The following is a 26,543-nucleotide window of genomic DNA, read 5'->3' on the forward strand; positions in this document are numbered from 1 at the left end:
CCCCCCCCCCCCCCCCCCCCCCCCCCCCCCCCCCCCCCCCCCCCCCCCCCCCCCCCCCCCCCGCCCCCCCCCCGCGCGCCGGCGGCGGGGGCCGGCCCCCCCCCCCCCCCCCCCCCCCCCCCGACCGCACCGGTCCCTCCCCCCTCCCCACTCTGTGATAAACTTCGTGCAATTCCTTTTGACTGTACGAGTCCCTCATGAAACGTGAACTTGCTATCGAGTTTTCCCGCGTCACCGAAGCAGCCGCCCTCGCAGGCTACAAATGGCTGGGTCGTGGCGACAAAAATACTGCAGACGGCGCGGCCGTCCACGCCATGCGCATTGTGCTTAACCAGGTCAACATCGACGGCACTATCGTCATCGGTGAAGGCGAGATCGACGAAGCGCCAATGCTCTACATCGGTGAAAAAGTTGGAACGGGTAAAGGTGATGCCGTGGATATTGCGGTGGACCCGATCGAAGGTACGCGCATGACGGCGATGGGCCAGGCCAACGCCCTGGCGGTACTGGCCGTGGGTGATAAAGGCTGCTTCCTCAACGCGCCGGACATGTACATGGAAAAGCTGATTGTTGGTCCTGGTGCGAAAGGCGCAATCGACCTCAGCCTGCCGCTGGATGCCAATCTTCGCAATATCGCAGCGGCGCTGGGTAAACCGCTCAACGAACTCACCGTCACTATTCTGGCGAAACCGCGCCACGACGCCACCATCTCTTATCTGCAGGCACTCGGCGTGCGCGTGTTTGCCATTCCGGATGGCGACGTTGCCGCGTCTATTCTGACCTGCATGCCGGACAGCGAAGTGGACGTGCTTTATGGCATCGGCGGCGCGCCGGAAGGCGTGGTCTCTGCGGCGGTGATCCGCGCGCTGGACGGCGATATGCAGGCGCGCCTGCTGCCGCGTCATGAGGTAAAAGGCGACAGCGACGAGAACCGTCGTATCGGAGAGGACGAGCTAGCGCGCTGCGCAGCGATGGGCATCGAAGCCAATAAAGTGCTGGCGCTGAACGACATGGCGCGCAGCGATAACGTCGTCTTCTCCGCAACCGGCATCACCAAAGGCGATCTGCTGGACGGCATCACCCGCAAGGGCAACATGGCGACCACTGAAACGCTGCTGATCCGCGGCAAATCGCGCACCATTCGACGCATTCAGTCCATTCACTATCTCGACCGTAAAGACCCTGACGTGCAGATGCACATTCTGTAAAACCGTTTGATCGATAGAGCTTTCCGGCCCGAAGGGGCTGGAAATGTTTCCCACAAGTACGGAAGATAGAACAGAGAAACAGCACAGGAGAAGATCATGGCGGACTGGGTAACAGGTAAAGTCACTAAGATAGAATTCTGGACCGATGCGCTATTTAGTCTCACCCTGCATGCTCCCGTGCACCCGTTTAAGGCCGGGCAATTTGCGAAGCTGGGGCTGGATGTCGACGGCGAGCGCGTGCAGCGCGCCTACTCTTACGTTAACGCGCCGGATAACCCGGACCTCGAGTTCTATCTGGTCACCGTCCCGGACGGCAAGCTGAGCCCGCGTCTTGCCGCCCTTAAGCCCGGCGACGATGTGCAGATTGTGAGCGAAGCGGCGGGCTTCTTTGTGCTCGAAGAGATCCCTGACTGTGACACGCTCTGGATGCTGGCAACCGGCACGGCCATCGGTCCGTATCTCTCTATCTTGCAGTACGGTAAGGATCTCGAGCGCTTCAAAAACATCGTGCTGGTGCACGCCGCGCGCTACGCCGCAGATTTAAGCTATCTCCCGCAGATGCAGGCGCTGGAACAGAAGTACGGTGGAAAGTTAAAGATTCAGACCGTGGTCAGCCGCGAAACCGTAGCAGGAACGCTTACCGGCCGCGTCCCGGCACTAATCGAGAGTGGAGCCCTGGAAGACGCAGTGGGTTTACCGATGACGGCCGAAACCAGCCACGTAATGTTGTGCGGTAACCCGCAGATGGTGCGGGACACGCAGCAGCTTCTGAAGGATACCCGGCAGATGACGAAACATCTTCGCCGCCGACCGGGCCATATGACCGCCGAACACTACTGGTGATCAGCGGTATTTCACCTCGACGGTATCTTTACCGTATTTGTTTTCGCTCTGGGTGCCGATAAACGCGCCCAGATCGACAATCATCATCACGAAGATAACCGACGGCAGCAGCCTGCCCACGATCCACGGCAGGATGGACGGCAACATCTCCCAGTTACCTGCCACCAGCATCCACGCCAGAATAATCAAAAATGCCCATGCGCCGGAGCGGCCGCGATCGTGCAGGCGTTTCACCACAACGGCCGCCGTTGGCCATAGCAGGCAGACCAGCGCGAAGGCCGCCGTTTGCGTGCTCAGCCAGGCGTTGTAAGCAACGAAAAACAGAAGCAGCATGGCGACAACCCACGTCACCATCCAGACCCAGAAATCTCGGCGTCCAATACGCCCTTTGAATGAAAACAGCCACTGCTGTATGGTCATGTAAGGTTCCTTATTATCGTTTAGCCCGCATTTTACCCTGGAGTTGTGACCTTTTGACAAGCCGACCAGATATCGTTTTAATCATGAGCACTTACGGCCAGGTGCAACGTTGATGAAAAATTCGGCACATTCTCTTTTCCTGTGTTTAGCGATGCTCGGCGCGGGTTTTCCGCTGCACGCCGCCAACACCGCGGCCCCCACCGCTGCGCCGTATTTGCTGGCGGGCGCACCGTCTTTCGATCAGTCCATTAGCCAGTTTCGCGAAGCTTTCAATCAGGCCAACCCAGCGCTGCCGCTGGATGAATTTCGCGCCATTGATAGCTCACGAGATACCCCAACCCTGACCCGTGCGGCGAGCAAAATTAACGAGAATTTGTATGCTTCTACGGCGCTGGAGCGCGGTACGTTAAAAATCAAAAGCATGCAAATCACCTGGCTGCCGATTCAGGGGCCAGAGCAGAAAGCCGCTAAATCGAAGGCGCTTGATTACATGAGCGCGGTGCTGCAGGCGTTTACGCCTGCGCTGACGAAAAAGCAGAGCCAGCAAAAGCTGCAAAAGCTGCTGGCCGCCGGTAAAAACAAGCGGTACTACGCCACCACCGAAGGCGCGATTCGCTATGTGGTGGCGGATAACGGCGAAAAAGGACTGACCTTCGCCGTTGAACCGATTAAGCTGGCGCTATCTGAAACCCTTGGCGGGGCGAATTAATGACAAAAAGCAAAGCCTTTCTAGGGAAAATCTCTATACTGATTCACAGACCATGCTGCCCGACAGGGCGGCCATATTCCTTAATTCGCTTATTTAGCGTGGAGAATTGAAATGCGACATCCTTTAGTGATGGGTAACTGGAAACTGAACGGCAGCCGCCACATGGTAAACGAACTGGTTGCGAACCTGCGTAAAGAGCTGGCTGGCGTGACCGGCTGCGCGGTTGCTATCGCTCCGCCAGATATGTACCTGGATCTGGCTAAACGTGCCGCTGACGGCAGCCACATCGTGCTGGGCGCGCAGAACGTTGACGTTAACCTGTCTGGCGCGTTCACCGGTGAAACTTCCGCTGAAATGCTGAAAGATATCGGCGCGAAATACATCATCATCGGCCACTCCGAGCGTCGCACCTACCACAAAGAATCTGACGAGTTTATCGCGAAGAAATTCGCCGTGCTGAAAGAGCAGGGTCTGATCCCGGTTCTGTGCATCGGTGAAACCGAAGCGGAAAACGAAGCGGGCAAAACCGAAGAAGTATGCGCACGTCAGATCGACGCCGTGCTGAAAACGCAGGGCGCGGCAGCGTTCGAAGGCGCGGTTATCGCTTACGAGCCAGTCTGGGCGATCGGTACCGGCAAATCAGCTACCCCTGCGCAGGCTCAGGCGGTGCACAAATTCATCCGTGACCACATTGCTAAAGCCGACGCGAAAGTGGCTGAGCAAGTGATCATCCAGTACGGCGGCTCCGTAAACGCCTCCAACGCTGCTGAGCTGTTCACCCAGCCAGACATCGATGGCGCGCTGGTTGGCGGTGCATCCCTGAAAGCGGACGCTTTCGCGGTGATCGTTAAAGCGGCAGAAGCGGCTAAACAGGCGTAATGGCCTTTGCGGCGGGTGGCGCTTGCGCTTACCCACCGCTCTTCTCCTCCCTCTCCTTTGGGAGAGGGTTGGGGTGAGGGGAAACCCCTCGCACTGAACTACACTTTACCTAATACGCTAAACCATAAATAATCCAGCGGCAGCAGCACCAGATACGTCGCTATCGCCAGCGCCAGACAGAGCATCATCCCCGCCCTTGCAGGCACCTTTCCTAACCCCATCGCCACCACAATCGGCGACGCCTGATACGGCAGCAGCGGCGTGGAATAGCCCAGCACCTGAATCATGATCACCGACAGCAGCGGGAAACCGGTCGCGTCCGAGAAGCTCTGCGCCAGCGTGGTGTACAGCGCCGGAACGCCGTTGGCGGTCATAATGAAGTTGAGTGCCGTAGTAATTCCGGTTAGCGCCAGGAAGCTGGTAAACGGCCTGTCCGCATCCAGCGGCATAATGCGCAGCAGCGCCTCGCCTACGGCCGCTCCGATACCCGTTTGCGTCACGACGATCGCCAGCCCAAGAATGCCCGCGACGTAGATACAGGTGCGCATGTTCACCCCGGCAGAAAATTCGTCCCCGGTAATGAAACCCACGCGCGGCAGCATAACGATGACCGATGCCGCCAGCCCCGTCCACGCGGGCCCTACGCCATGCCAGCTCTCCGTTACCCACATCCCCAGCACCAGCGCCAGCAGCCAGGCAAGACGCTTTTCATCCCGCCCCATGGGTTCAGACGGCGCCCTATCCTTCGGTGGTTTAGGGCTGCCGGGGAACAGCCAGCAGATGAGGCCAATCAGAATCAGGCCTTTGAGAATGCCCAGCACCGGCGTGTGCAGCAGCAGATACGGGACATAGTTCAGGTGAATGCCGTACGAGCCTTCCGCCGCGCCGCTCATCACCAGGTTAGGGACGTTTGCAGGCAGGATAGTGGCCGAAAGCTGGAAGGTGCCGAACCCGACGGCCAGCGCAAGCCCGAACCAGGCGCGGGAGCCGTCGGCGATACCGGCGCGTTTCGCCATCGCCGCGACAATGGGCATCAGCAGCGCAATACGCCCCATGTTCGACGGCATCACAAACGCCAGCGCGTAGCTGAGCAATACCACGCTCGCCACCATCAGCATCCAGGAGTCGGTGAGCTTTGCCGACAGCGACCGGGCGGCCCTGTCCGCCAGCCCGGTTTTACGGATCGCCACGCCGAGCACAAAGCCGCTGAAGACCAGCCAGAAAGCCGACGAGGCAAAACCACCGAAGATCGCTTCCGGAGGGGCGATTCTGGCGGCCATCGCCGCCGTAAAGAACAGCAGAGCGGTGATAAATTCCGGCAATAGCGACGTCGCCCACAGCACGATGGTGACGCCGACGATCAGCGAGGGCAGCAGCAGAGGATGCGTTAACCAGAGCGACATACCTGTCTCCTGTAGAATTTTTCAGCAAGTCTACGGTGACAGGCAGCCTGAGTAAACGCGATTTATGGTGGGGTCATTTCAGGATAGTGCATTGATGATCCTGCAATTCCTCTGCCGACGCGCGGTTGAGCGTGAGCAGGTTACGCTCGGTCGCCAGCAAAACAAACGAACCATCCGACTGCTGCGCCATGGCCAGCGCGAAGCGCCCCATATGGTCGCGCGCTTCCGGCAGCTCTTCCGCCAGCATCATAAACGGACTGCGCTGGACCAGTTCATTCTCCGTCACCCGTCGTGCGAGATACTCATGCCCTTCCAGCCCGCCCGGGAACGGTAGCCACTGGGTGCTGATGTCTCCCTGCGCCGCGTTGAGCTTCTCGCGCACGTCCGGGCGCAGGCAGGAGATATGGATATGGAAATGGTTTTGCGTGCGTCCTGTCGGTGAGTTAATCGTCAGCGAAATGGCGCTATCCGGCACCTCGGATCCACGCTTCAGGGTCATAAAGCTGCGCGACTGCCACGCCAGCCAGAAGAAGTTTGGCGTGTGAGGCTCGGTCAGGAGCGGGCTTTCGGTGCCGTTGATGCGGTACGTTGGCATCAGCAGATACTGCAGCGGCCCGTTGCGGTCTTTGAACACCACATAGCCCGCGTCAGGCTTCACCTGCGCGCAGGGCGCCGGGTTACGGTGTTGCAGTTGATTAGGCAGGCACTGGTCGAGAACGATATGACGCAACGCATTCGGATTACCCGCTTTTATCCAGTACACGCCGCCTGCGGCAAGGGCGATGACAATCAGGATCAATAAGATAATTTTTTTCACAACGCGTTCCCTGTTTTCAATAGAGGCAAAAGAGTAACGCAAAATGATGACCAAATAAAAAACCCGGTGGATTTCTCACACCGGGTCGCCGTGTCGTTTGTTGACGGTTAGCGCTGGCTAATCTGGTCGAAGGTGCCGCCATTAGAGAAGTGCTCTTTCTGCGCTTTCGTCCAGCCGCCGAACACATCATCAATGGTGAAGAGCTTCAGTTTCGGGAATTCACTATCGTATTTCTTCGCGACAGCCGCATCGCGTGGGCGATAGAAGTTCTTCGCCGCGATTTCCTGGCCTTCCGGCGAGTAGAGATACTTCAGGTAGGCTTCCGCCACCGCTTTGGTGCCTTTCTTATCAACGACCTTATCGACCACGGAAACGGTCGGCTCAGCGAGGATGGATTCGCTCGGGGTCACGATCTCAAACCTGTCTTTACCCAGTTCGTGGGTCGCCAGCAGGGCTTCGTTTTCCCAGGCAATCAGCACGTCGCCAATTCCGCGCTCGACGAAGGTGTTAGTGGCGCCGCGTGCGCCGGAGTCCAGCACTTCAACGTTTTTGTACAGGGATTTGACGAATTCCTGCGCTTTTGCCTGGTCACCGTTGTTATGGTGCAGCGCGTATCCCCAGGCCGCCAGGTAGTTCCAGCGTGCGCCGCCGGAGCTTTTCGGGTTCGGGGTAATCACAGAAACGCCCGGTTTGATCAGGTCGTTCCAGTCCTTAATTTGTTTCGGGTTGCCTTTACGCACCAGGAAGACGATGGTCGAGGTGTATGGCGCGGAGTTATCCGGCAGACGTTTGATCCAGTTTTTATCGATACGACCACGCTCGGCGATGGCGTCGACATCATAGGCCAGCGCCAGGGTAACCACGTCGGCTTCAATACCGTTAATCACAGACGTTGCCTGCTTACCGGAGCCACCGTGCGACTGGCGAACCACCACGTTATCGCCGGTTTCCTGCTTCCAGTGCGCCGCGAAGGCTTTGTTGTATTGATCGTACAGCTCACGCGTCGGGTCGTACGACACGTTGAGGAGTTGAATGTCCTTTGCCAGCACGCTGGTCGATGCCAGCAATAACGTTAACCCCACGCCCCATTTATTCATCGCCCAGCTCTCTTGTGTAGTGTTTTGATGAATGCAGCGTGCCAGAAAGCGAATCGAGGATTAAAGAATAAAAAAAGATTGGCTATAACGTGGAGGAATAAAAGCCCTCTTCAGAAAGAAGAGGGCTCGAAGGATCAGTACAGTTTTTTCGCGCAGTCCAGCCAGTCACCTTTGAACGGACGCTTCATGTTTTCAATCGCGTCGATGATGTCATGGTGAACCAGCTGTTCGTTCTGAATACCGACGCAACGGCCGCCGTGGCCCTGCAGCAGCAGCTCGATAGCGTACGCACCCATACGGGAGGCCAGAATGCGATCGTACGGGCCAGGGGAACCGCCGCGCTGGATGTGACCCAGAACGGTCGCGCGGGTTTCGCGTTTGGTTTCGGTTTCGATGTACTTCGCCAGCTCGTCAACGTCACAAATGTGCTCGGTGATAGCCACAATCGCGTGTTTCTTACCTTTCGCGATACCGGCTTTGATTTCAGCAACCAGATCTTCACGGCTGAATTCCACTTCAGGAACCACCACGAACTCACAGCCACCGGCGATAGCCGCCGCCAGGGTCAGGTCACCGCAGTAGCGGCCCATCACTTCAACGATAGAGATACGCTGGTGAGAAGATGAGGTGTCACGCAGGCGGTCAATGGCTTCCACAACGGTGCCCAGCGCGGTGAAGTAACCGATGGTGTAGTCAGTGCCTTTGATGTCGTTGTCGATGGTGCCCGGCAGGCCGATGCACGGGAAGCCCATTTCGGTCAGACGTTTTGCCCCCATGTACGAGCCGTCACCGCCGATAACAACCAGCGCGTCCAGGCCACGCTTTTTCATGTTCTCGATAGCCACTTCACGGATGTGTTCGTCACGGAATTCCGGGAAGCGCGCAGACCCAAGGAAGGTACCGCCACGGTTGATCATGTCAGACACGCTGTAACGGTCGAGCTGAACCATACGGTCTTCATACAGACCCAGGTAACCATCATAGATACCAAAAACTTCCAGACCTTCCGTCAGCGCTGCACGGACAACCCCACGAATTGCCGCGTTCATGCCCGGCGCATCACCGCCGCTTGTCAACACACCGATTTTCTTAATCATGACTACCTCTGAACTTAGGAATGCAAAATTGAAATCTGTTGCCGGAAGAAATTTATCGACCAACGAATACTGCAAATAGTATATCAATCCCTTCTGGCTGAATTGATTCAGGTCAGACCAAATGGCGGTAATTTATACACAAAATGCTGGCCTGGCTCACTTTTTTACAACGAATTACGAAAGCCCAACATGTCCGGGTACAACCGAGCAGGGATCCTGGTGAATGATGACGTCTGAACCAGGAAAACGCTGCAAAATCGCCTGCTCGACCTGTTCAGCAATCACGTGAGCCTGAACCAGCGGCAGGTTGTCTTCCATTTCAATATGAATCTGAATAAAGCGGGTCGGCCCTGACTGCCGCGTTCGAAGATCGTGTGCACCGCTGACGCCGGGCCAGGAGGTCACGATGGAAAAAATTTCACTACGTTCTGAGTCCGGAAGAGCGCGATCGAGCAGTGATTGCACCGCGTCATACCCCATCCGCAGGGCGCTATATAAAATATAGATACCAATCCCTAACGCAAACAACGCATCGGCCCGATGCCAGCCATACCAGGCCAGACCGAGCGCAATAAGAATAGCCCCATTCATCATAACATCAGATTGATAATGAAGCATATCCGCCCGTACGGCCTGACTTTGCGTTTTGCGAACGACCCAGCGCTGGAACGTTACCAGAACAAGTGTGCTCATAAGTGCAATTACCGTGACGACCACGCCGACCCCGGGATTGTTCATCGGTGAAGGCGAAACCAGATGCTGAATACCGGTCAAAAACAGGAACAGCGCGGAGCCAGAAATGAACATACTTTGCGCCAGCGCGGCCAGCGACTCCGCTTTGCCGTGCCCAAACGTGTGCTCTTCATCCGCCGGCTGCAGCGAGTAGCGCACCACCAGAAGGTTGGTCAGCGAGGCGGCGATATCTACCAGTGAATCCACCAGCGCCGCCAGAATACTGACCGAGCCGGTATACCACCAGGCAAAGATTTTGATCAGCAGCAGGCCAGAGGCCATTACGGTCGCCGCAATGGCGGCCCGGCTTACCAGCCTTCCATAGGATTGATTCATAAACGCTCCTGTCATGTCATGCCGCTAGTATAACGGAAGCATGGGGAGGCAAAGGATGAATAAACGGTTAACAAATCAGAATGCGGGGCAAAAAAAACCCCCACATCATGTGGGGGAAGACAGGGATGGTGTCTATGGCAAGGAAAACAGGGTTTACTGGTTACTACGGGTACTGCTATTGCTACTGAAAAACGTTGTTTCTGAGCTTCGCTGCATCCGTGCAACCTCACGCAGCTGGTCCATCCGCTGCTGATGTTTGGTATTCAAAACCGCTTGCTGCTCGGGCGTTAGCAGGTGGAACATCTGGTTGCGGACCTTCGCCATCTCTACCTGGCGGGCAACCTGTTCCTGTGCCATTTTTTCGGCCTGAGCGCGGACAGCGCTTTCGTCAAAATTTTCTGCGGTGACAAGGCGATGCATTGTCTCCATTTCGCTAACATTAACAGGGGGCTGGTCGTGTCGTGCCCTCTGCATCAGATCTCGCATCTGTTGACGCTGATGTTCGGTTAAACTTATGCCGTCAAACATATGGCTTTGGCTGCTGTGCGTTGCGCCCTCCTGCGAGGAACCGTTATCGCCGATGATAGCTACAGCAGCCTGGCTAAACGCACTGAACGCCAGCGTTGAGGCCATGACGGCAGCGGTAACTTTGCGCATCACTTGCTCCCAAAATCTTTCGTGTCGCGATTCAACGAGAGACAGTCTACGATTCAGGCTGCAAACATGCGTCAGGGGGTGTAAAACAACGTAAAGTCATGGATTAGATAGCCTTGATGTCGTAATTTCTGCCTCGGAGGTATTTAAACAATGAATAAAATCCTGTTAGTTGATGATGACCGAGAGCTCACATCCCTTTTAAAGGAGTTGCTCGACATGGAAGGTTTCAACGTCCTGGTTGCCCATGATGGCGAGCAGGCGCTGAGTCTCCTTGACGACAGCATCGATCTACTTTTGCTCGACGTAATGATGCCGAAGAAAAACGGTATTGATACGCTGAAAGAGCTTCGCCAGACACACCAGACCCCCGTTATCATGCTGACCGCCCGCGGCAGCGAGCTTGACCGCGTTCTCGGCCTTGAGCTGGGTGCGGATGACTATTTACCGAAGCCGTTCAACGACCGTGAACTGGTGGCCCGTATTCGCGCGATCCTGCGCCGTTCCCACTGGAGCGAGCAGCAGCAGAATACCGACAACAGCTCGCCAACGCTGGAAGTGGACTCCCTGAGCCTGAACCCGGGCCGTCAGGAAGCGAGCTTCGACGGCCAGACGCTGGAACTCACTGGCACCGAGTTCACGCTGCTGTATCTGCTGGCGCAGCACCTCGGCCAGGTAGTTTCGCGTGAACATTTAAGCCAGGAAGTGCTGGGCAAACGCCTCACGCCGTTTGACCGCGCCATCGACATGCACATCTCTAACCTGCGCCGCAAGCTGCCGGAGCGTAAAGACGGTCACCCATGGTTTAAAACCCTGCGTGGTCGCGGTTATCTGATGGTTTCCGCTTCATGATAGGCAGCTTAACCGCCCGCATCTTCGCCATCTTCTGGCTGACGCTGGCACTGGTTTTAATGCTCGTTTTGATGTTGCCAAAACTCGACTCACGCCAGATGACGGAGCTTCTCGACAGCGAGCAACGTCAGGGCGTGATGATCGAGCAGCACGTGGAAGCGGAGCTGGCAAACGATCCGCCGAACGATTTGATGTGGTGGCGCAGGCTGTTTCGCGCTATCGACAAGTGGGCACCGCCAGGACAACGTCTTTTGCTGGTCACCAGCGAAGGCCGCGTGATCGGAGCCGATCGCAATGAAATGCAGATCATCCGCAACTTTATTGGCCAGGCGGATAACGCCGATCACCCACAGAAGAAGAAATATGGTCGGGTAGAGATGGTCGGTCCTTTCTCGGTACGTGATGGGGAAGACAATTATCAGCTCTATCTGATTCGCCCCGCGAGCAGCTCCCAGTCCGACTTCATCAACCTGCTGTTTGACCGTCCGCTTCTGCTGCTGATTGTCACGATGCTGGTCAGTTCCCCGCTGCTGCTATGGCTGGCGTGGAGCCTGGCGAAACCGGCGCGTAAGCTGAAAAATGCCGCCGATGAAGTGGCGCAGGGTAACCTGCGACAGCATCCGGAGCTGGAATCCGGGCCGCAGGAGTTCCTGGCCGCCGGGACCAGTTTTAACCAGATGGTGAGCGCGCTGGATCGGATGATGACCGCGCAGCAACGCCTGCTGTCAGACATCTCACACGAACTGCGTACCCCGCTCACGCGCTTACAGCTGGGCACCGCCCTGCTGCGCCGCCGCAGCGGGGAAAGCAAAGAGCTGGAGCGCATTGAAACGGAAGCGCACCGTCTGGACAGCATGATCAACGATCTGCTGGTGATGTCGCGCAATCAGCAGAAAAACGCGCTGGTGAGCGAAACGGTGAAGGCCAATCACCTGTGGCACGAGGTGCTGGACAACGCGGCGTTCGAAGCGGAACAGATGGGTAAATCGTTCACCGTCAACTTCCCGCCGGGCCCGTGGCCGCTGTACGGTAACCCCAACACGCTGGAAAGCGCGCTGGAGAATATCGTGCGTAACGCCCTGCGCTACTCGCATACGAAGATTGAAGTGGCGTTTTCGGTGGATAAAGACGGGATTACCGTCATTGTCGATGACGACGGTCCTGGCGTCAGCCCGGAAGATCGCGAGCAGATTTTCCGTCCGTTTTACCGTACCGACGAAGCGCGCGACCGCGAGTCTGGCGGCACGGGGCTGGGGCTGGCGATTGTAGAAACCGCCATGCAGCAGCATCGCGGCTGGGTGAAAGCCGACGACAGCCCGCTGGGCGGGTTGCGGTTAACGCTGTGGCTGCCGTTGTATAAGCGTTCGTAATCCCCTCACCCTAACCCTCTCCCCATAGGGGAGAGGGGACGTAAAACACCCTCGCCTCTTTGGGGAGAGGGCCGGGGTGAGGAGAAGTTATTTCCCCCACAATCTCCGTGAATTATCTTCGATCTTGTTGCTTAAGCGCCGCTTCTGCATCGTTCTGGTCCAGCTTGTCGATAACCCCGCCGCAGACAGCAGGCGGTGATACTGCTCGTCGTCAAACGGCATATGCCAGGCAATGGCGCAGGCGTCGTAAACGGACACGTCGCTCAGGCGCGATACCAGCTCCAGCGGCGCATCCGCAGATACCTGTCCTGCCAGCACCACGCGGTACAGCCAGCCGGTTTTAACCGCGTTTTGCAGCTGGGCCGACATATCCTGAATCCCGAAATGGTAGTTGAGCTTGAAGCACGGCGAGCGTGGCTGCGTCACCTGAATCAGGGCGTCACCCCAGCGGTAGATATCGCCGATAAAGACGTTTTTCTCCGTCAGCCCTTCGGTCGAGAGATTTTCGCCAAACGCGGGCGCGACGAAGAGGTCCGCCTGCTCGGGAAATTCGGTTTTCCAGTGCTGATAGTGCTCGCGCGGATAGTGGCACAGCGCGCGCTCCGGCCCGCCGTGGATTTTCTTTTCGGCCTGCTCGTCACCCGCCAGCCCGAGGTCGGTTAACGTCAGCTCCCCGTCGACCTGAATTTTAGCGATGGCGCTCGGGCGGCTGCCGTCGTACTCCCTTACCTTGCCTGTAAAAACATTCACCGGGTAATGCATCTCAACTCCTTCAGATACAAAAAAAGCGAGTCATCAGACTCGCTTCTCACAGGCGTCAATGCAACCTTATTTTTTAGCGGCGAAACGCGCTGCTGCTTCGTCCCAGTTCACTACATCCCAGAACGCTTTGATGTAGTCAGGGCGACGGTTCTGGAACTTCAGGTAGTAAGCGTGTTCCCACACGTCCAGACCCAGGATTGGGAAACCGGATGCGCCAGAGATCGCTTCACCCATCAGCGGGGAGTCCTGGTTAGCAGTAGAAACCACCGCCAGCTTGTCGCCTTTCAGAACCAGCCACGCCCAGCCAGAGCCGAAACGGGTTGCAGCAGCTTTTTCGAATTCCGCTTTGAAGTTGTCAACGGAACCGAAGTCGCGCTCGATAGCCGCTTTCAGGTCGCCCTGCAGGGTGGTGCCGGTTTTCAGGCCTTTCCAGAACAGGCTGTGGTTAGCGTGACCGCCCGCGTTGTTACGCAGCACGGTTTTCTTGTCTGCCGGCAGCTGGTCCAGTTTGGTGATCAGCTCTTCAACAGGCAGGTTAGCGAACTCTGGCAGGCTTTCCAGCGCTGCGTTCGCGTTGTTCACATAGGTCTGGTGGTGTTTAGTGTGATGGATTTCCATCGTCTGCTTGTCGAAATGCGGTTCCAGTGCGTCGTAGGCATACGGCAGGGATGGCAGTGTATAACTCATAATCCTCTCCATTATTGTCGGGCGGCACAGCTGTTAATGCCGCGTAAGCAGTTGGTTCATTATAGTTAATTAAATGATATTGAAAATGATTATCAATGCCGTAGTTTTTATAAGGTTATTCGTTTTCTGATGAAGCGCGAAAATGTGAATCAGCTCACCCGTTTAACGCGTTGATTGCCATTCAAAACCAAAGTGCGGCAGCCTCCCGAAGGTGGCCATTCTGGTTAATTTTTACACTCATCGGGTCGGTGGGAAGCCATTGATCGATAAAAACGATGAGGACGTAAACATGAATCATGCGATTACGATGGGTATCTTCTGGCATTTGATAGGCGCAGCCAGTGCAGCCTGTTTCTATGCCCCGTTCAAAAAGGTGAAAGGGTGGTCGTGGGAAACCATGTGGTCCGTTGGCGGCGTGGTCTCCTGGATCCTGCTTCCCTGGGCCATCAGCGCCATGCTACTCCCGGATTTCTGGGGCTACTTCTCCTCCTTTAACGCCTCCATCCTGCTGCCGGTATTTCTGTTTGGTGCCATGTGGGGCATAGGCAATATCAACTACGGCCTCACCATGCGTTATCTCGGCATGTCGATGGGGATTGGCATCGCGATTGGCATCACGCTAATTGTCGGCACCCTGATGACGCCCGTCCTCAACGGTAACCTCGACGTGTTGCTTAATACCGAAGGCGGCAGAATGACGCTGCTGGGCGTGCTGGTCGCGGTTATCGGCGTCGGGATCGTGACCCGCGCGGGCCAGTTGAAAGAGCGCAAGATGGGCATTAAAGCCGAGGACTTTAACCTCAAAAAAGGTCTGCTGCTGGCGGTCATGTGCGGCATCTTCTCCGCCGGCATGTCGTTTGCCATGAACGCCGCAAAACCGATGCATGAGGCCGCCGCCGCCCTGGGCGTCGACCCGCTGTACGTGGCGCTGCCCAGCTACGTGGTGATCATGGGCGGCGGTGCGCTGGTCAACCTCGGTTTCTGCGTTATCCGCCTGGCAAAAGTTGAGAGTTTGTCGCTAAAAGCCGACTTCTCGCTGGCAAAGCGGGTCATCATCGCCAACGTACTCCTTTCGGCGATCGGCGGCCTGATGTGGTACCTGCAGTTCTTTTTCTACGCCTGGGGGCACGCCAGCATTCCGGCGCAATACGACTATATGAGCTGGATGCTGCACATGAGCTTCTACGTGCTGTGCGGCGGGCTGGTTGGGCTGGTACTGAAGGAGTGGAACAACGCCGGACGTCGACCAGTGGGCGTTCTGAGCCTGGGCTGCGTGGTGATTATCATTGCGGCCAACATTGTAGGCCTCGGTATGGCGAACTGATTACGCCGCCCTTCGACTGTGATGACGCCACTGCACCGGCGTCATCCCCACCTCGCGGTTAAAGACCACCGAAAAGTAGTTACTGTCCTCAAAGCCGCAGCGCATTGCCACGTCACTGACCATGAGCTCCGTATGCTGGAGCAGATACTGGGCGTGGCAAATACGCAGCTGGCGCAAATAGTGATTTACCGTCATGCCCGTCTGGGTACGGAACTGCTGGCGCAGGGCACGCTCGCTGCACTGCTCCTGCTCGCAGAACTTTTCCAGCACAAAGCTTTTATTCAGGCTGGCCGCCAGTGTGGCAATCAGCTTATCAAGTCGCGTTTCCTGCTGCGTGGCGGAGAGGTTATCCGTCGCGTAGCGATAGCGTTTAAGCATCATGACCAGCTGCGCGAAGAGGATCTCTGACATCGGGTTAACCAGCGGATCGGTTTTAGCGCTCTCCTGTTCAAGCAGAGAAATTGCCTGACGAATAGCGGTCATGCCACTGCTGCTTAAGCGCCAGTGCGGTGAACCTTTCGCACCGTTAAAGCCGGGGATACACGCGGCCCAGTCGACGTTAAGTTTGAGCCGATCGGGACAGTAGATAACGTTCTGTAAGACCAGGTCATTGACCGAGGCGTAGGCGTGTTTATCTTCGGCGCGAATGTAAAACAGATCCCCCCGGGTAATGCGGTAAGGCCGATCGTTGAGAATGTGCAGACCGTTGCCGCGCCACACCAGCACCAGCTCATAAAATTCGTGCGTATGTTCAGCAAAGACGTTTTGCGGGTAGCGATCCGCCACCGCAACGGCTTGTTCAGCGGAGGCAAAAAAGTCATCTTTGCGAAGAATTAACGGCGCGGCCACATCACCACCTCAACGGCGAAAACCTGACATTATTACCCGCTTTACGACAGCAAAACGTTGACTGGGCTCGCGTTACTGCAGTGAGGTGTCCTTTCCCTGGCGAATATCACGCGGAGACCAGCTGAATTCCCGGCGAAACAGCGTCGAAAAGTGGTTACTGTCGCCGAAACCGCAGCGAAAGGCGATGTCCGTGACGCTGTCATCGCTGTGGCGCAGCAGGTGGCGCGCTTTTATCAGGCGCAGACGGTTAAGGTAGCGCTGGGGCGTCTGCCCGGTTTGCTGCTTAAGCTGACGGTGCAGGGTGCGAAGCGACAGCGAAAAATGACTCGCCAGCGCTTCCCAGCAGATGTCCTCGGCAAAATGTTCCTCCAGCCAGATCATCAGCTGGTTCAGACGGGCTTCGCTACTCTCCCCCTCCACCGGGTTACTACGGCGTAACGCCACCAGCAGCTGCATAAACAGCATCTCGCGCGTGGCCATCGCGTGCATATCCTGTCCGTCCTGGCTTTGCTCCATCTGGAGCAAGATCTGGCGAACCTGCTGCAGCGTGGCCTGGTTCACGCGCCAGTGGGACGGATAATGCCCCTCCTTCTCCTGCGGCAGTAGCTGATGAAGCCCCGCAAGAAACTGGAACGCGTCCGGCGACCGGTAGAGCACGTTCGTCAGGCACAGGTTGTCGGTATGCTCATACAGATGCCGATCGTGGTCGCGCACGAAGCAGACGGTGCCCCCGCTGATGGTGTAGGGCTGACCGTTAAAGACGTGGATGCCCGTGCCATGTTCAACAATAACAATTTCATGAAAATCATGATGATGCTCAGGGAAAGCAGCCTGCGGGAGCCGCGGTTCAATCGCTACAGGCGAACCACCCGCCGGAAAAAAGTCCACGCTGTGTAGTACGGTCATAACGGCACCCACTAATGAGAAAAGTTCTCAAAATAGTAAATAAGGCCTCTCATACTCACCTTAAATTTTCGGCAGAAAACGCCGCAAAACCTGCCTGTTTTTCAAGAAAAAGGCGGAAAGATCCGGAATTGCGGTCAGCGTCACACTGGCTGGACGGCGCGCCTTAACGGAAAAGTGTGAACTCCCTCACGTTCATCTTTGCTTTCTTGCCAGCGCGGAATGGGCGCTGTCCGTGGCGAGAAGGTGGTCTTTTCTTCCCTTTTTTACACTCAGCGCTAATGATTTCCAGAAGGATAAGACCATGACCTTTCGCCATTGTGTCGCTGTCGATTTAGGCGCATCCAGCGGTCGCGTAATGCTCGCCACCTGGGACTGCACCCAGCGCACCCTTTCGCTTCGCGAAATGCATCGTTTTGCGAACTACCTGCAAAAACAGGACGGTTTTAATACCTGGGACATTGACGGACTTGAGGCAGCGATCCGTACCGGGCTCAAAAAAGTCTGCGATAGCGGGATCCTCATCGACAGCATCGGCATTGATACCTGGGGCGTTGATTACGTGCTGCTGGACCGCAACGGCAATCGCGTTGGCCTGCCCGTCTCCTACCGCGACAGCCGCACGGACGGACTGATGGCGCACGCCATCGCCCAGCTTGGCAAAGACAACATCTATGGCCGCAGCGGCATTCAGTTTCTGCCGTTTAATACGCTGTATCAGCTGCGCGCGCTGGTTGAGCAGCAGCCGGAGCTGGTGAAAAAGGTGACGCATGCGCTGCTGATCCCGGACTACTTAAGCTACCGGCTGACTGGCAACATGAACTGGGAATACACCAACGCCACCACCACGCAGCTGGTCAACATCAACACCGATAGCTGGGATGAACACCTGCTGGCCTGGACGGGCGCTCCGCCTTCCTGGTTCGGCACGCCGACCCATCCGGGTAATGCGATCGGGCAGTGGCTTTGCCCGCAGGGGAACCCCATCCCTGTTGTTGCCGTCGCCAGTCACGATACCGCCAGCGCGGTGATTGCATCCCCGCTGGCCAGCAAAGACGCGGCCTATCTCTCTTCCGGCACCTGGTCGCTAATGGGCTTTGAGAGCAAAACGCCGTACACCAGCGACGCCGCGATGGCGGCGAACATCACTAATGAAGGCGGTGCCGAAGGGCGCTACCGCGTGCTGAAGAACATCATGGGACTCTGGCTGCTCCAGCGGATGCTGAAAGAGCAGCATATTTTCGACCTGCCTGCGCTTCTCGCAGAAACCGAAACGCTGAAGGCCTGTACGTTCCTGATCAACCCGAACGACGACCGCTTTATTAACCCGGTGCATATGAGCGCCGAAATCCAGTCCGCCTGTTTCGAGGCCGGACAGCCGGTCCCTTCCCGTCCTGCCGAGCTGGCGCGCTGTATTTTTGACAGCCTGGCCCTGCTTTACGCGGATGTGCTGAGCGAGCTGGCAAACCTTCGCGGCAAACCGTTCAGCCAGCTGCATATCGTGGGCGGCGGCTGCCAGAACCAGCTTTTGAACCAGCTCTGCGCCGATGCCTGCGGCATCACCGTGGTGGCGGGTCCGGTGGAGGCCTCAACGCTCGGTAACATCGGTATTCAGCTGATGACCCTGGACGAACTTTCAGACGTCGATGAATTCCGTTCGGTGGTCACCGCGAATACCCGCCTGACTACTTTCATCCCCAATCCCTGCCATGAAATTGCCCGCTACCGGGCGCAGTTTCAGCAAAAACGTCTGACTAAGGAGCTTTGTGCATGACCACTCAACTTGAACAAGCCTGGGACCTGGCTAAACAGCGTTTCGCCGCCGTCGGCGTGGATGTCGAAGCGGCACTGCGCCAGCTCGACCGTCTGCCGGTCTCCATGCATTGCTGGCAGGGCGACGACGTCGCCGGGTTCGAGGATCCTGGCGGCTCGCTGACGGGTGGCATTCAGGCAACGGGTAACTACCCAGGCAAAGCGCGTAATGCTACCGAACTGCGTGCGGATCTGGAACTGGCGCTGAGCCTCATCCCCGGGCCAAAACGCCTGAACCTGCACGCCATTTATCTTGAGTCCGACGAGCCGGTCGCGCGTAACGAGATTAAACCGGAACACTTTAAGCACTGGGTTGAATGGGCGAAAGCCAACGGGCTGGGGCTGGACTTCAACCCCTCCTGCTTCTCGCACCCGCTCAGCGCGGACGGCTTTACGCTCTCCCATGCCAACGATGAAATCCGTCAGTTCTGGATCGACCACGTGAAGGCCAGCCGCCGCGTCTCGGCTTATTTTGGTGAACAGCTTGGCACGCCGTCAGTGATGAACATCTGGATCCCCGACGGCATGAAGGACATCACCATTGACCGCCTCGCCCCGCGCCAGCGCCTGCTGGCCGCACTGGATGAAGCCATCAGCGAAAAACTGGACCCGGCGCACCACATTGACGCCGTGGAGAGCAAGCTGTTCGGCATTGGCGCAGAAAGCTACACCGTCGGCTCGAACGAGTTCTACATGGGTTACGCCACCAGCCGCCAGACCGCCCTGTGCCTGGATGCCGGCCACTTCCACCCGACCGAGGCGATCTCCGACAAAATCTCCGCCGCCATGCTCTACGTTCCGCGCCTGCTGCTGCACGTCAGCCGTCCGGTGCGCTGGGACAGTGACCACGTGGTGCTGCTGGATGACGAAACGCAGGCCATTGCCAGCGAGATCGTCCGCCACGATCTGTTCGACCGCGTGCATATCGGCCTCGACTTCTTCGACGCCTCCATCAACCGCATCGCGGCGTGGGTTATCGGCACCCGCAACATGAAGAAAGCGCTGCTTCGCGCTCTGCTGGAGCCGACTGCCGCGCTGAAACAGCTGGAAGCAAACGGCGACTACACCGCGCGCCTGGCGCTGCTGGAGGAGCAAAAATCCCTGCCGTGGCAGGCGGTGTGGGAGATGTACTGCCAGCGTAACGACGCGCCTGCGGGCAGCCAGTGGCTGGAGAACGTGCGGGCGTATGAGAAGGACGTATTGAGAAAGCGCGGGTAACTGGCCCCTCACCACGATAACTGGAAAAAAAAACTATGCAGACCATCACGACTTCCTGGTTCGTCCAGGGCATGATCAAAGCCACCTCTGACGCCTGGCTAAAAGGCTGGGATGAGCGCAACGGCGGCAACCTGACGCTGCGTCTGGACGATGCCGACATTGAGCCGTACGCCGCCGATTTCCATCAAAAACCGCGCTATATTGCGCTGAGTCAGCCGATGCCGCTGCTCGCGAACACGCCGTTTATCGTCACCGGCTCCGGCAAGTTCTTTCGTAACGTCCAGCTCGACCCGCAGGCCAATCTCGGCGTCGTGAGGGTAGACAGCGACGGCGCGGGCTACCACATTCTTTGGGGGCTGACGGACGAGGCGGTGCCGACGTCAGAACTGCCAGCGCATTTCCTTTCTCACTGCGAGCGCATCACGGCGACCCACGGTAAAGACCGCGTCATCATGCACTGCCACGCAACCAACCTGATTGCCCTGACCTACGTGCTGGAAAACAGCACCGACTACATCACCCGCAAGCTCTGGGAAGGCAGTACCGAATGCCTGGTGGTCTTCCCGGACGGCGTCGGTATTCTGCCGTGGATGGTGCCGGGTACGGACGAAATCGGCGAGGCCACCGCTGCGGCCATGCAAAAACATTCGCTGGTGCTGTGGCCGTTCCACGGCGTGTTCGGCAGCGGACCGACGCTGGATGAAACCTTCGGCCTGATCGACACCGCCGAGAAATCCGCGGAAGTGCTGGTGAAGGTCTATTCCATGGGCGGCATGAAGCAGACCATCACCCGGGAAGAGCTGATCGCGCTGGGCAAACGTTTTGGCGTTACCCCGATGCAGTCGGCCCTGGATTTATACGCGTAACGCAACAGGCGATGGGCGTCGACACGCGCTGGATGCGCGACGAAGCCGCCTGCCGCGATGAGGTCCGCGAGCTGTATCTGGAGGCATTATGATTCGTAAAGCGTTTATTATGCAGGTCAACCCGGACGCCCACGAGGAGTACGCGCGTCGCCATAACCCTATCTGGCCAGAGCTGGAAGCGGTGCTGAAAGACCACGGCGCGCACCGCTACGCCATTTATCTCGACAAAGAGCGCAACCTGCTGTTTGCAACGGTGGAGATTGAATCGGAGGAGCGCTGGAACGCGGTCGCGAATACCGACGTCTGCCAGCGCTGGTGGAAACACATGCGTGATGTAATGCCGTCGAACCCGGACAACAGCCCGGTGAGTACCGGGCTGGAAGAGGTGTTTTACCTGGCGTGATAGCTTCACCCATGTTTACTGCACGGGATAGCGATGTATTTCGCGATTCCCGTTGTCGTCGATGATGTCCACCTGCACCCTTTCAGCCCGATGGCGCTCCCCCGGCTCCAGCGGATAACGTTTCTCGCTAAACGGGGCAACCATCATATCGGGCTGTTGCCGCGCGCGGCGCAGCGAGCCTGATGATTCCAGCGCGAGTTCAGCAAACGAGACAAAATAGGGCGAGGCGTTATGACAGACAAGATCGCCGCCCTCCAGACGAAACGTTAGCTGTTTTAACGCCGTGTCCGGCTGCCCTAACCCGCGCGGGCGCCAGAAAATTTTCATTTGTGTGTTCATGGTTAGCACCATGCTTTGCTCCTGCTGCGTAACAGGAGGGATTTCATACAGATTGAGCCAAAAGACGGACTCCCTGTCAGCAGGTAACGGCATGTTATTGTAGACCAGCCGCAGCCCCTGCCCACCATTCGGAGACAGGCGAAACACCGCCGGAATAGCGACAAAGGGGGTTTTTACGCTGCCCGGCGCGGCGTTGACATCGCCGTGATCTACCCAGCTTTGCACCACCACAGGCCAGGCGTTGGCGTTCACCAGCATCAGGCTCTTTTGCGTTTCCCCTTCATGAAAAATAACCCGCGTAGCGGCGGCCACCAGCCCCGCAGAAGAAGAGGCGGACAGGCAAAGGCAAAACATCAGGAGGAGAATCCGCATCATTGCACTTTTACCCAGACGTAAGCCCGCGCATCGACCCGGCCAGGCGTAACCTGCCTTCCCGGTAATCGCGTCAGAAAGGCATTGAAATTAATCAGATATTCACTCACGCCATTACGGTCCGATACCAGAGTGGCACCGGCGCGTACCGGGTACCAGCCGCCGCTGTTGCCCGTGGCGCATCCGCCGGCCGTTGAACAGCGATCCCAGCCGAGAAACTGGCGGAGCACGCCGTCGCTGGCATTGGCAATCTGAATGCCGACCCCGCTGGCGATGTCGCTCTGCCCGTAATTCTCGGACAGCAGATGGCTCACTCCGCCGCTGCTGTTCACCAGCCCCAGCGATTGCGCGACCTGATAGCTGGCATAAGAAACCTGTAGCCCAAGCGCCGTTTGCGAGGTGGTAACACCGCTCACCGCCGCGTTTTCACACCGCACGCTCACGGTAAACGGAGAACGGGCCTGCTGACCGTTTTCCAGTTCCGCCCGCGAGATCGTCGGGAAAATCACCACCGGCGTAACGTTTTTCGCCACGCAGGTGGCAGTGGTGGTGAGCGTGGAAGCAGGCGCCATGCCCATGTTCATCGCCATCCAGTTATCGTACCACCAGCCGGTATAGATAAACGCCGAGTCGCCGGTATCACAATAGGCAATGTTTCCACTGCCAGGCGAACAAAATGCGACATAACCATTGGGCTGATTGCAGGCGGAATAGCTGCCGCTGCTTTTCGGCGTCCCGCAGTAGCTGCTCGGTGCGCCCGAAGCAGGGGTAATGGCGCTGACGCGGATGGCATCAGCACGAATCGGGCTAAAATCTTTAACCCGAATATTTATCTTTTTACCGTCTGCCGATACGGCATAACGGGTCATTGGGATCCGCTGATAGTTGCGGGTGAATACCGTCCCGGAATTGACGTGAGTTAAACGCAGACCAACGTAGTTAAACCATGTGCCGTACACATTGGGATTACCGTCAGCCACTCCCATATCCCAGAACCCCCCGCTGCGATCGTCGCCATTGGTTGCGATAACCTCATAGATGTTGTTTGTATCGGTGATATCACACACATACAAGACGCTGTCGGGGCCTTTATAGAGCGCGTTATCTGAGAAATTAAACACCGTGCTCGCCAGCACCGTGCCCACCGGCTGAATATTAACGGACGTGAGATTGATATTGCCAAGGCCAATCCCAACGCCCAGGGAGTCGTTTGTTGTTTTCACGAAGTCGGGGCCTTTTTGACAGACCGCGCTGGCTCCGGCGCTCAGTAAACACAATCCAGCGGCCAGTAATATACGAATCTTTTCCATCAGTTCCTCCAGACGTTAGCGGCAGGGCAGACTCAAGACAGATAACGGCTCCGACGTGGTGGGTCGTTGCCACTGGATCTGACAGCGATCCTGTACGCTGTCGCCCCATCTGACCTGCAGTCGTCCTTTTTCATCGGCCGCACGAAAATAGATTTGGTTAGCCTGTCCGACCATCCCCACGCTGTTGTCGTATTCGTCATACACCGCCGCGCCCATCGGAATTGCGCTACCGTTCGGACGTTGAGCAGCAATCAGCATCGCCTGCCCCTGCAACGTCGAGAAGCGTAGCCGCACCATCGCCCCGGCATAGGGAGCAACACGCTGCGTGGACGTTTGCAGTTCAGCATCGTCACTCATCTCCTGAGGGTCTAATCCCACCGTATTAAACTGGTAAGGCACCAGCGCCGGTGCCAGCGCGTAGCCAAACGCATTCACCCGTGCTCCCTGGCCGCCCATAACCTGTGCGCCCGTTGCGCCTGGCGCCTCAACCAGCGCAAACGTATCTCCGAGATAAGGACCGGGCGTGATACCGCCGCGGTGCGCCACCAGCGCCCCTTGAACGGAGGCCGATGCCTGCCAGTACGTACTGGAAGTTGACCACGAGGCGCCGCCGTTAGCCCACGGGAAGTTTTTGCGTACGGTCGCCCCCCAGACGGCGCGATCGCCGTGTTCATCGTCGGCATAGTTCAGGCTATAGCTCAGCGGATCGCGCTCGCCGTACATCCCACTCAGGGTCGACTGGTAACCGCCGCTTTCATCGTCTGCGCGGTTGGCGCTTAGCGACAGCGTTGGTGAGTAGCGGTTATGGCCCAGAGGTATGGAAAAGGAGAGTGACCAGAGGGTTTGTGTGTCAGCCTGCCAGCCGGTGTCGGCAAAAAGGCTGCCGCTGGCGGGTGAGACGCGTCGCGTGCGAGCGGCGGTAAAGTTCACCGAAACGCCCCCATCGAAGGTTTTGTTCCAGCTCGCCTGCATCTGCTTGTCGCGGCTTTTACCATCACGATAATCCTGTGACGAGAGCGAGATGGCCAGATTCCCCAGCGCGTTGAGGGACTGGTTAGCCGACAATTCCAGCCGCGTACGCTGCTGATATGTGGACGATTGCCACTCCTCGCTGCTCTGGCGCGCCGCCCGCGCGCCGAACACATCGTACAGCTCGGCAAATCCGCGGGTGGAGTAGCGGTAGCCCGCCAGCGCAACCGACGTGGAAGTCTGCGAGAAATATTTGCTGTAGTTCAGGCGGAACATCCATCCGGTCTGGTAATCGTCGTCAAGCAGGCGAGCGCGGGAGAACGTTCCGTCCATACCCCAGGCACCCAGCGACGAACTGTAGACGCCACCCAGCATGAATGCCTGGTACCCGTCCGCCAGCTGATTGCCCAGGTTTAAGGTCAGCGCATTGCTGATGCCTTGCCGCCAGACCAGCTCGCTGAACAGGTCATCATCTCCCACATCCCGCGCACGGCCCACCGTGGCGGCATAGTCAAAAAGCCCGGCGCGCAATGATTCTGCCAGCGCCGAGAACGGAACCGTAAATGTACTCTCGCTGCCGTCCGCTTCGCGCACGGTAACGTTGAGATCGCCTGCATAGTGGGTTGGATACAGGTCATCAATAACAAACGCCCCTGGCGCCACGGTCGTTTCATAAAGCGTGGTATTGCCCTGCTGGATGGTCACCTTAGCGTTTGTGCGGGCGATTCCGCGCACCACCGGCGCATAGCCGCGCTGGGAGTCAGGGCGCATGCGGCTGTCAGAGGTCATTTGTACACCGCTGAAGCCCATTCCCGAGAAAAAGCGGCCATCGGTAAAACCCTCACCCAGCATAATTTCACTCTTGAGGGGAAGCAGCGCGCGCTGAAGGTAACGGCGGGATGTCGTCCAGCGGCTGCCTGCATCGGTGTCATAGTTCAGGGAGGACTGTTCGCGGTAGCGCCACAGCCCAAGATTGATGCCGCCGTTAAGGTTAAGAAAAGTGGAATCCGAACTCTCGTTGCCCGCCTGCTTCTGACTCACATGGTATTGGTTAGCCATATAGTTCAGAAACAGCATGGACTCACCCGCCTCCAGACTCTCCTCCGGTACGCTACCGCGCGGAGGCATATTCAGCAGCGCCCGCGGCACAGAGAAATCAATGCGCATTTGCGGCATCGCGAGGTTCACCGCTACCCCATCAAATACAGCGTCGTCCGGGCGATAGCAGGACGATGCCCCCGCTGTTTTTGGCAGCGCTTTTAGCCCCGTTTTCTTCAGCGTCTGCCAGGTAAAACAGGGCGAGATGCGGTTCCCGTCGTCACTAAAGAGGATTTCATCCCGCGCAACAGCCACGCCGTTAACGTACAGGTCCAGCAAATAAGCGCCAGGCTTAACCAGCGTGTCCTGATTAAGCTGACGTATGTCGCTATTACTTAATCCGGTATCGCGCAGTAGCGCAGCGTCAAAATAGTAATCCTCACTGGCGAAGGCGTCGGCAGTGCGAAGACACGCCACCGCCAGCAACGGTGCGAGGTGGGAACATCGAAACATAACACTCTCCCGGTTAGAAACCTCAACACGTCAATGGGGCAGCGTAAAGGTATGACCCACAGCCGTACCGTAGTCGTTAATGGCGTAAAGAGTCATGGATGTCGCCTGCGTCTCCGGCAGCGACCAGCGGGTCGAGCCAAAGGGGGGAAGCGTGACCGGCTTCCCGATGCCGACCGTTTTTCCGTCCTGCTTCAGCACAGCGTTACGTACGTTAATGTGCCAGGGCGTCGGGTTTGTCAGGCTCAGCGAACGGCCTTGCCGGATCAGCTTTAATGCTGAAGGCGCCTGATTGGCCTCACCTTTCAACCCTGCCGGGCGATAAAAAATTTTCAGCCTGCTCTTAATCACCACAGAAAGGCGATTGCGTTCGGTATCCGCCGCTTTGACGGCAGGAAATTGCAGGTAGTTAAGCCAGAACAGAGACTCGCGATCGTCAGGAAGCGGCTGGCCTGTATACTTAAGGCGCAGCGCCTGCCCCGCATTCGCATTCATGCGAAATATTTGCGGCGTGGCAATAAACGGCGCATCGGCGGTCTCTGGCGTTGATTGAGGATTATTGGCATCCATCCAGACCTGAACCAGCATGGGCGTATCGCCATTATTCATAAATTCCACAACTTTTTCTTTTGCCGCAGCGGAATAAATAATTCTGTTTCCCTTTAATATGACACTGGCTGTTGAAGGAGTAACCGCGAAAAATAAGTAAATGACAACCCACACAAGCGTCCTGCTGATGTACGTCATATTATTAACCATGAATT

At 57.3% G+C, this 26,543-nt stretch carries 26 protein-coding genes; 11 read left to right on the forward strand and 15 right to left on the reverse strand.

Going from position 1 to position 26,543, the window contains the following annotated elements:
* Positions 1-197 precede the first annotated feature (197 nt).
* Positions 198-1,208 carry a class II fructose-bisphosphatase gene (glpX, locus tag UTO39_RS19045; RefSeq protein ID WP_061096499.1) on the forward strand — a complete coding sequence of 337 codons (1,011 nt, stop codon included), beginning with the start codon at positions 198-200 and terminating at the stop codon, positions 1,206-1,208.
* Positions 1,209-1,304: 96 nt separating this feature from the next.
* Positions 1,305-2,051, forward strand: coding sequence for a ferredoxin--NADP(+) reductase (gene fpr / locus UTO39_RS19050; protein ID WP_320727812.1), 747 nt, complete (start codon positions 1,305-1,307; stop codon positions 2,049-2,051).
* Here fpr and UTO39_RS19055 read toward each other — a convergent pair whose 3' ends face one another.
* The gene (locus UTO39_RS19055; protein ID WP_320727813.1) at positions 2,052-2,471 is read right to left on the reverse strand and encodes a DUF805 domain-containing protein; all 420 of its coding nucleotides are present in this window, start codon (positions 2,469-2,471) and stop codon (positions 2,052-2,054) included.
* 112 nt (positions 2,472-2,583) lie between these two features.
* On the opposite strand from UTO39_RS19055, the gene UTO39_RS19060 reads away from it, so the two are divergent.
* Together UTO39_RS19060 and tpiA are read left to right on the forward strand one after the other, a co-directional pair.
* Positions 2,584-3,180, forward strand: a complete 597-nt coding sequence (locus tag UTO39_RS19060; RefSeq protein WP_320727814.1) for a DUF1454 family protein — start codon at positions 2,584-2,586, stop codon at positions 3,178-3,180.
* A 111-nt stretch (positions 3,181-3,291) separates the two neighbouring features.
* Complete coding sequence (tpiA, locus tag UTO39_RS19065) at positions 3,292-4,059, forward strand: triose-phosphate isomerase (protein WP_006808674.1); 768 nt, start codon at positions 3,292-3,294, stop codon at positions 4,057-4,059.
* 98 nt (positions 4,060-4,157) lie between these two features.
* Here the strand turns inward: tpiA and UTO39_RS19070 are convergent, their stop codons facing one another.
* From UTO39_RS19070 to cpxP, 6 genes are all read right to left on the reverse strand, one after another.
* Entirely contained in the window at positions 4,158-5,462 is a 1,305-nt protein-coding gene (locus UTO39_RS19070) for an SLC13 family permease (RefSeq protein ID WP_266179912.1), read from the reverse strand.
* A 73-nt stretch (positions 5,463-5,535) separates the two neighbouring features.
* Positions 5,536-6,279: a CDP-diacylglycerol diphosphatase gene (locus tag UTO39_RS19075; RefSeq protein WP_061099596.1), complete on the reverse strand. Its 744-nt coding sequence runs from the start codon at positions 6,277-6,279 to the stop codon at positions 5,536-5,538.
* Between the two features lie 107 nt (positions 6,280-6,386).
* Complete coding sequence (locus tag UTO39_RS19080; RefSeq protein WP_320727815.1) at positions 6,387-7,376, reverse strand: sulfate ABC transporter substrate-binding protein; 990 nt, start codon at positions 7,374-7,376, stop codon at positions 6,387-6,389.
* A 134-nt stretch (positions 7,377-7,510) separates the two neighbouring features.
* Positions 7,511-8,473, reverse strand: a complete 963-nt coding sequence (gene pfkA, locus UTO39_RS19085; RefSeq protein WP_028014852.1) for a 6-phosphofructokinase — start codon at positions 8,471-8,473, stop codon at positions 7,511-7,513.
* Between the two features lie 174 nt (positions 8,474-8,647).
* Positions 8,648-9,541: a CDF family cation-efflux transporter FieF gene (gene fieF / locus UTO39_RS19090; protein ID WP_266179914.1), complete on the reverse strand. Its 894-nt coding sequence runs from the start codon at positions 9,539-9,541 to the stop codon at positions 8,648-8,650.
* A gap of 153 nt (positions 9,542-9,694) precedes the next feature.
* On the reverse strand, positions 9,695-10,198 hold the full coding sequence (cpxP, locus tag UTO39_RS19095) for a cell-envelope stress modulator CpxP (RefSeq protein ID WP_061096505.1): 504 nt from the start codon (positions 10,196-10,198) through the stop codon (positions 9,695-9,697).
* A 150-nt stretch (positions 10,199-10,348) separates the two neighbouring features.
* Between cpxP and cpxR the strand changes: the two genes are divergently transcribed.
* Positions 10,349-11,047, forward strand: coding sequence for an envelope stress response regulator transcription factor CpxR (gene cpxR, locus UTO39_RS19100; RefSeq protein ID WP_006179159.1), 699 nt, complete (start codon positions 10,349-10,351; stop codon positions 11,045-11,047).
* Positions 11,044-12,417 carry an envelope stress sensor histidine kinase CpxA gene (gene cpxA / locus UTO39_RS19105; protein WP_015569937.1) on the forward strand — a complete coding sequence of 458 codons (1,374 nt, stop codon included), beginning with the start codon at positions 11,044-11,046 and terminating at the stop codon, positions 12,415-12,417. Before cpxR ends, cpxA begins: the two co-directional genes overlap by 4 nt.
* An 87-nt stretch (positions 12,418-12,504) precedes the next feature.
* On the opposite strand, the gene yiiM is transcribed toward cpxA, so the two are convergent.
* Entirely contained in the window at positions 12,505-13,179 is a 675-nt protein-coding gene (gene yiiM, locus UTO39_RS19110) for a 6-hydroxyaminopurine reductase (RefSeq protein WP_320727816.1), read from the reverse strand.
* Positions 13,180-13,245: 66 nt separating this feature from the next.
* The gene (gene sodA / locus UTO39_RS19115; protein ID WP_003861999.1) at positions 13,246-13,866 is read right to left on the reverse strand and encodes a superoxide dismutase [Mn]; all 621 of its coding nucleotides are present in this window, start codon (positions 13,864-13,866) and stop codon (positions 13,246-13,248) included.
* A 289-nt stretch (positions 13,867-14,155) separates the two neighbouring features.
* Between sodA and rhaT the strand changes: the two genes are divergently transcribed.
* On the forward strand, positions 14,156-15,190 hold the full coding sequence (gene rhaT, locus UTO39_RS19120; protein ID WP_320727817.1) for an L-rhamnose/proton symporter RhaT: 1,035 nt from the start codon (positions 14,156-14,158) through the stop codon (positions 15,188-15,190).
* On the opposite strand, the gene rhaR is transcribed toward rhaT, so the two are convergent.
* Positions 15,191-16,039 (reverse strand): HTH-type transcriptional activator RhaR, encoded by an 849-nt coding sequence (rhaR, locus tag UTO39_RS19125; RefSeq protein WP_061096508.1) that lies wholly within the window; start codon positions 16,037-16,039, stop codon positions 15,191-15,193. It abuts the gene before it with no gap.
* A 72-nt stretch (positions 16,040-16,111) separates the two neighbouring features.
* A complete protein-coding gene (gene rhaS / locus UTO39_RS19130) occupies positions 16,112-16,945 on the reverse strand; it encodes an HTH-type transcriptional activator RhaS (protein ID WP_266179917.1) in 834 nt (277 codons plus the stop codon).
* A gap of 301 nt (positions 16,946-17,246) precedes the next feature.
* Here rhaS and rhaB point away from each other — a divergent pair, with 301 nt between their 5' ends.
* The 4 genes from rhaB (at position 17,247) to rhaM (ending at position 21,241) form a co-directional block, all read left to right on the forward strand.
* Positions 17,247-18,716, forward strand: coding sequence for a rhamnulokinase (gene rhaB, locus UTO39_RS19135; protein WP_320727818.1), 1,470 nt, complete (start codon positions 17,247-17,249; stop codon positions 18,714-18,716).
* Positions 18,713-19,972: an L-rhamnose isomerase gene (gene rhaA / locus UTO39_RS19140; RefSeq protein ID WP_151412531.1), complete on the forward strand. Its 1,260-nt coding sequence runs from the start codon at positions 18,713-18,715 to the stop codon at positions 19,970-19,972. The genes rhaB and rhaA overlap by 4 nt, the downstream gene beginning before the upstream one ends.
* A gap of 35 nt (positions 19,973-20,007) precedes the next feature.
* Positions 20,008-20,838, forward strand: a complete 831-nt coding sequence (rhaD, locus tag UTO39_RS19145; RefSeq protein WP_151412532.1) for a rhamnulose-1-phosphate aldolase — start codon at positions 20,008-20,010, stop codon at positions 20,836-20,838.
* Between the two features lie 88 nt (positions 20,839-20,926).
* Positions 20,927-21,241, forward strand: coding sequence for an L-rhamnose mutarotase (gene rhaM / locus UTO39_RS19150; protein WP_320727819.1), 315 nt, complete (start codon positions 20,927-20,929; stop codon positions 21,239-21,241).
* 15 nt (positions 21,242-21,256) lie between these two features.
* Here the strand turns inward: rhaM and UTO39_RS19155 are convergent, their stop codons facing one another.
* From UTO39_RS19155 to UTO39_RS19170, 4 genes are read right to left on the reverse strand one after another with little or no spacing between them, the layout of a single operon-like run.
* A complete protein-coding gene (locus UTO39_RS19155) occupies positions 21,257-21,955 on the reverse strand; it encodes a molecular chaperone (RefSeq protein ID WP_320727820.1) in 699 nt (232 codons plus the stop codon).
* Complete coding sequence (locus UTO39_RS19160) at positions 21,952-23,262, reverse strand: fimbrial protein (RefSeq protein WP_320727821.1); 1,311 nt, start codon at positions 23,260-23,262, stop codon at positions 21,952-21,954. The genes UTO39_RS19155 and UTO39_RS19160 overlap by 4 nt, the downstream gene beginning before the upstream one ends.
* A gap of 15 nt (positions 23,263-23,277) precedes the next feature.
* Complete coding sequence (locus UTO39_RS19165) at positions 23,278-25,782, reverse strand: fimbria/pilus outer membrane usher protein (RefSeq protein WP_320727822.1); 2,505 nt, start codon at positions 25,780-25,782, stop codon at positions 23,278-23,280.
* Between the two features lie 30 nt (positions 25,783-25,812).
* Positions 25,813-26,538, reverse strand: a complete 726-nt coding sequence (locus UTO39_RS19170) for a molecular chaperone (protein WP_320727823.1) — start codon at positions 26,536-26,538, stop codon at positions 25,813-25,815.
* Positions 26,539-26,543: the final 5 nt, after the last annotated feature.

The sequence above is a fragment of the Enterobacter sp. 118C5 genome (genome assembly GCF_034107645.1).
Classification (GTDB): domain Bacteria; phylum Pseudomonadota; class Gammaproteobacteria; order Enterobacterales; family Enterobacteriaceae; genus Enterobacter; species Enterobacter nematophilus.

Coding starts and splice junctions, on each gene's coding strand:
- glpX (WP_061096499.1), top strand. CDS start 198: ATGAAACGTGAACTTGCTATCGAGTTTTCCCGCGTCACCGAAGCAGCC.
- fpr (WP_320727812.1), top strand. CDS start 1,305: ATGGCGGACTGGGTAACAGGTAAAGTCACTAAGATAGAATTCTGGACC.
- UTO39_RS19055 (WP_320727813.1), bottom strand. CDS start 2,471: ATGACCATACAGCAGTGGCTGTTTTCATTCAAAGGGCGTATTGGACGC.
- UTO39_RS19060 (WP_320727814.1), top strand. CDS start 2,584: ATGAAAAATTCGGCACATTCTCTTTTCCTGTGTTTAGCGATGCTCGGC.
- tpiA (WP_006808674.1), top strand. CDS start 3,292: ATGCGACATCCTTTAGTGATGGGTAACTGGAAACTGAACGGCAGCCGC.
- UTO39_RS19070 (WP_266179912.1), bottom strand. CDS start 5,462: ATGTCGCTCTGGTTAACGCATCCTCTGCTGCTGCCCTCGCTGATCGTC.
- UTO39_RS19080 (WP_320727815.1), bottom strand. CDS start 7,376: ATGAATAAATGGGGCGTGGGGTTAACGTTATTGCTGGCATCGACCAGC.
- pfkA (WP_028014852.1), bottom strand. CDS start 8,473: ATGATTAAGAAAATCGGTGTGTTGACAAGCGGCGGTGATGCGCCGGGC.
- fieF (WP_266179914.1), bottom strand. CDS start 9,541: ATGAATCAATCCTATGGAAGGCTGGTAAGCCGGGCCGCCATTGCGGCG.
- cpxP (WP_061096505.1), bottom strand. CDS start 10,198: ATGCGCAAAGTTACCGCTGCCGTCATGGCCTCAACGCTGGCGTTCAGT.
- cpxR (WP_006179159.1), top strand. CDS start 10,349: ATGAATAAAATCCTGTTAGTTGATGATGACCGAGAGCTCACATCCCTT.
- cpxA (WP_015569937.1), top strand. CDS start 11,044: ATGATAGGCAGCTTAACCGCCCGCATCTTCGCCATCTTCTGGCTGACG.
- yiiM (WP_320727816.1), bottom strand. CDS start 13,179: ATGCATTACCCGGTGAATGTTTTTACAGGCAAGGTAAGGGAGTACGAC.
- sodA (WP_003861999.1), bottom strand. CDS start 13,866: ATGAGTTATACACTGCCATCCCTGCCGTATGCCTACGACGCACTGGAA.
- rhaT (WP_320727817.1), top strand. CDS start 14,156: ATGAATCATGCGATTACGATGGGTATCTTCTGGCATTTGATAGGCGCA.
- rhaS (WP_266179917.1), bottom strand. CDS start 16,945: ATGACCGTACTACACAGCGTGGACTTTTTTCCGGCGGGTGGTTCGCCT.
- rhaB (WP_320727818.1), top strand. CDS start 17,247: ATGACCTTTCGCCATTGTGTCGCTGTCGATTTAGGCGCATCCAGCGGT.
- rhaA (WP_151412531.1), top strand. CDS start 18,713: ATGACCACTCAACTTGAACAAGCCTGGGACCTGGCTAAACAGCGTTTC.
- rhaD (WP_151412532.1), top strand. CDS start 20,008: ATGCAGACCATCACGACTTCCTGGTTCGTCCAGGGCATGATCAAAGCC.
- rhaM (WP_320727819.1), top strand. CDS start 20,927: ATGATTCGTAAAGCGTTTATTATGCAGGTCAACCCGGACGCCCACGAG.
- UTO39_RS19155 (WP_320727820.1), bottom strand. CDS start 21,955: ATGATGCGGATTCTCCTCCTGATGTTTTGCCTTTGCCTGTCCGCCTCT.
- UTO39_RS19160 (WP_320727821.1), bottom strand. CDS start 23,262: ATGGAAAAGATTCGTATATTACTGGCCGCTGGATTGTGTTTACTGAGC.
- UTO39_RS19165 (WP_320727822.1), bottom strand. CDS start 25,782: ATGTTTCGATGTTCCCACCTCGCACCGTTGCTGGCGGTGGCGTGTCTT.
- UTO39_RS19170 (WP_320727823.1), bottom strand. CDS start 26,538: ATGGTTAATAATATGACGTACATCAGCAGGACGCTTGTGTGGGTTGTC.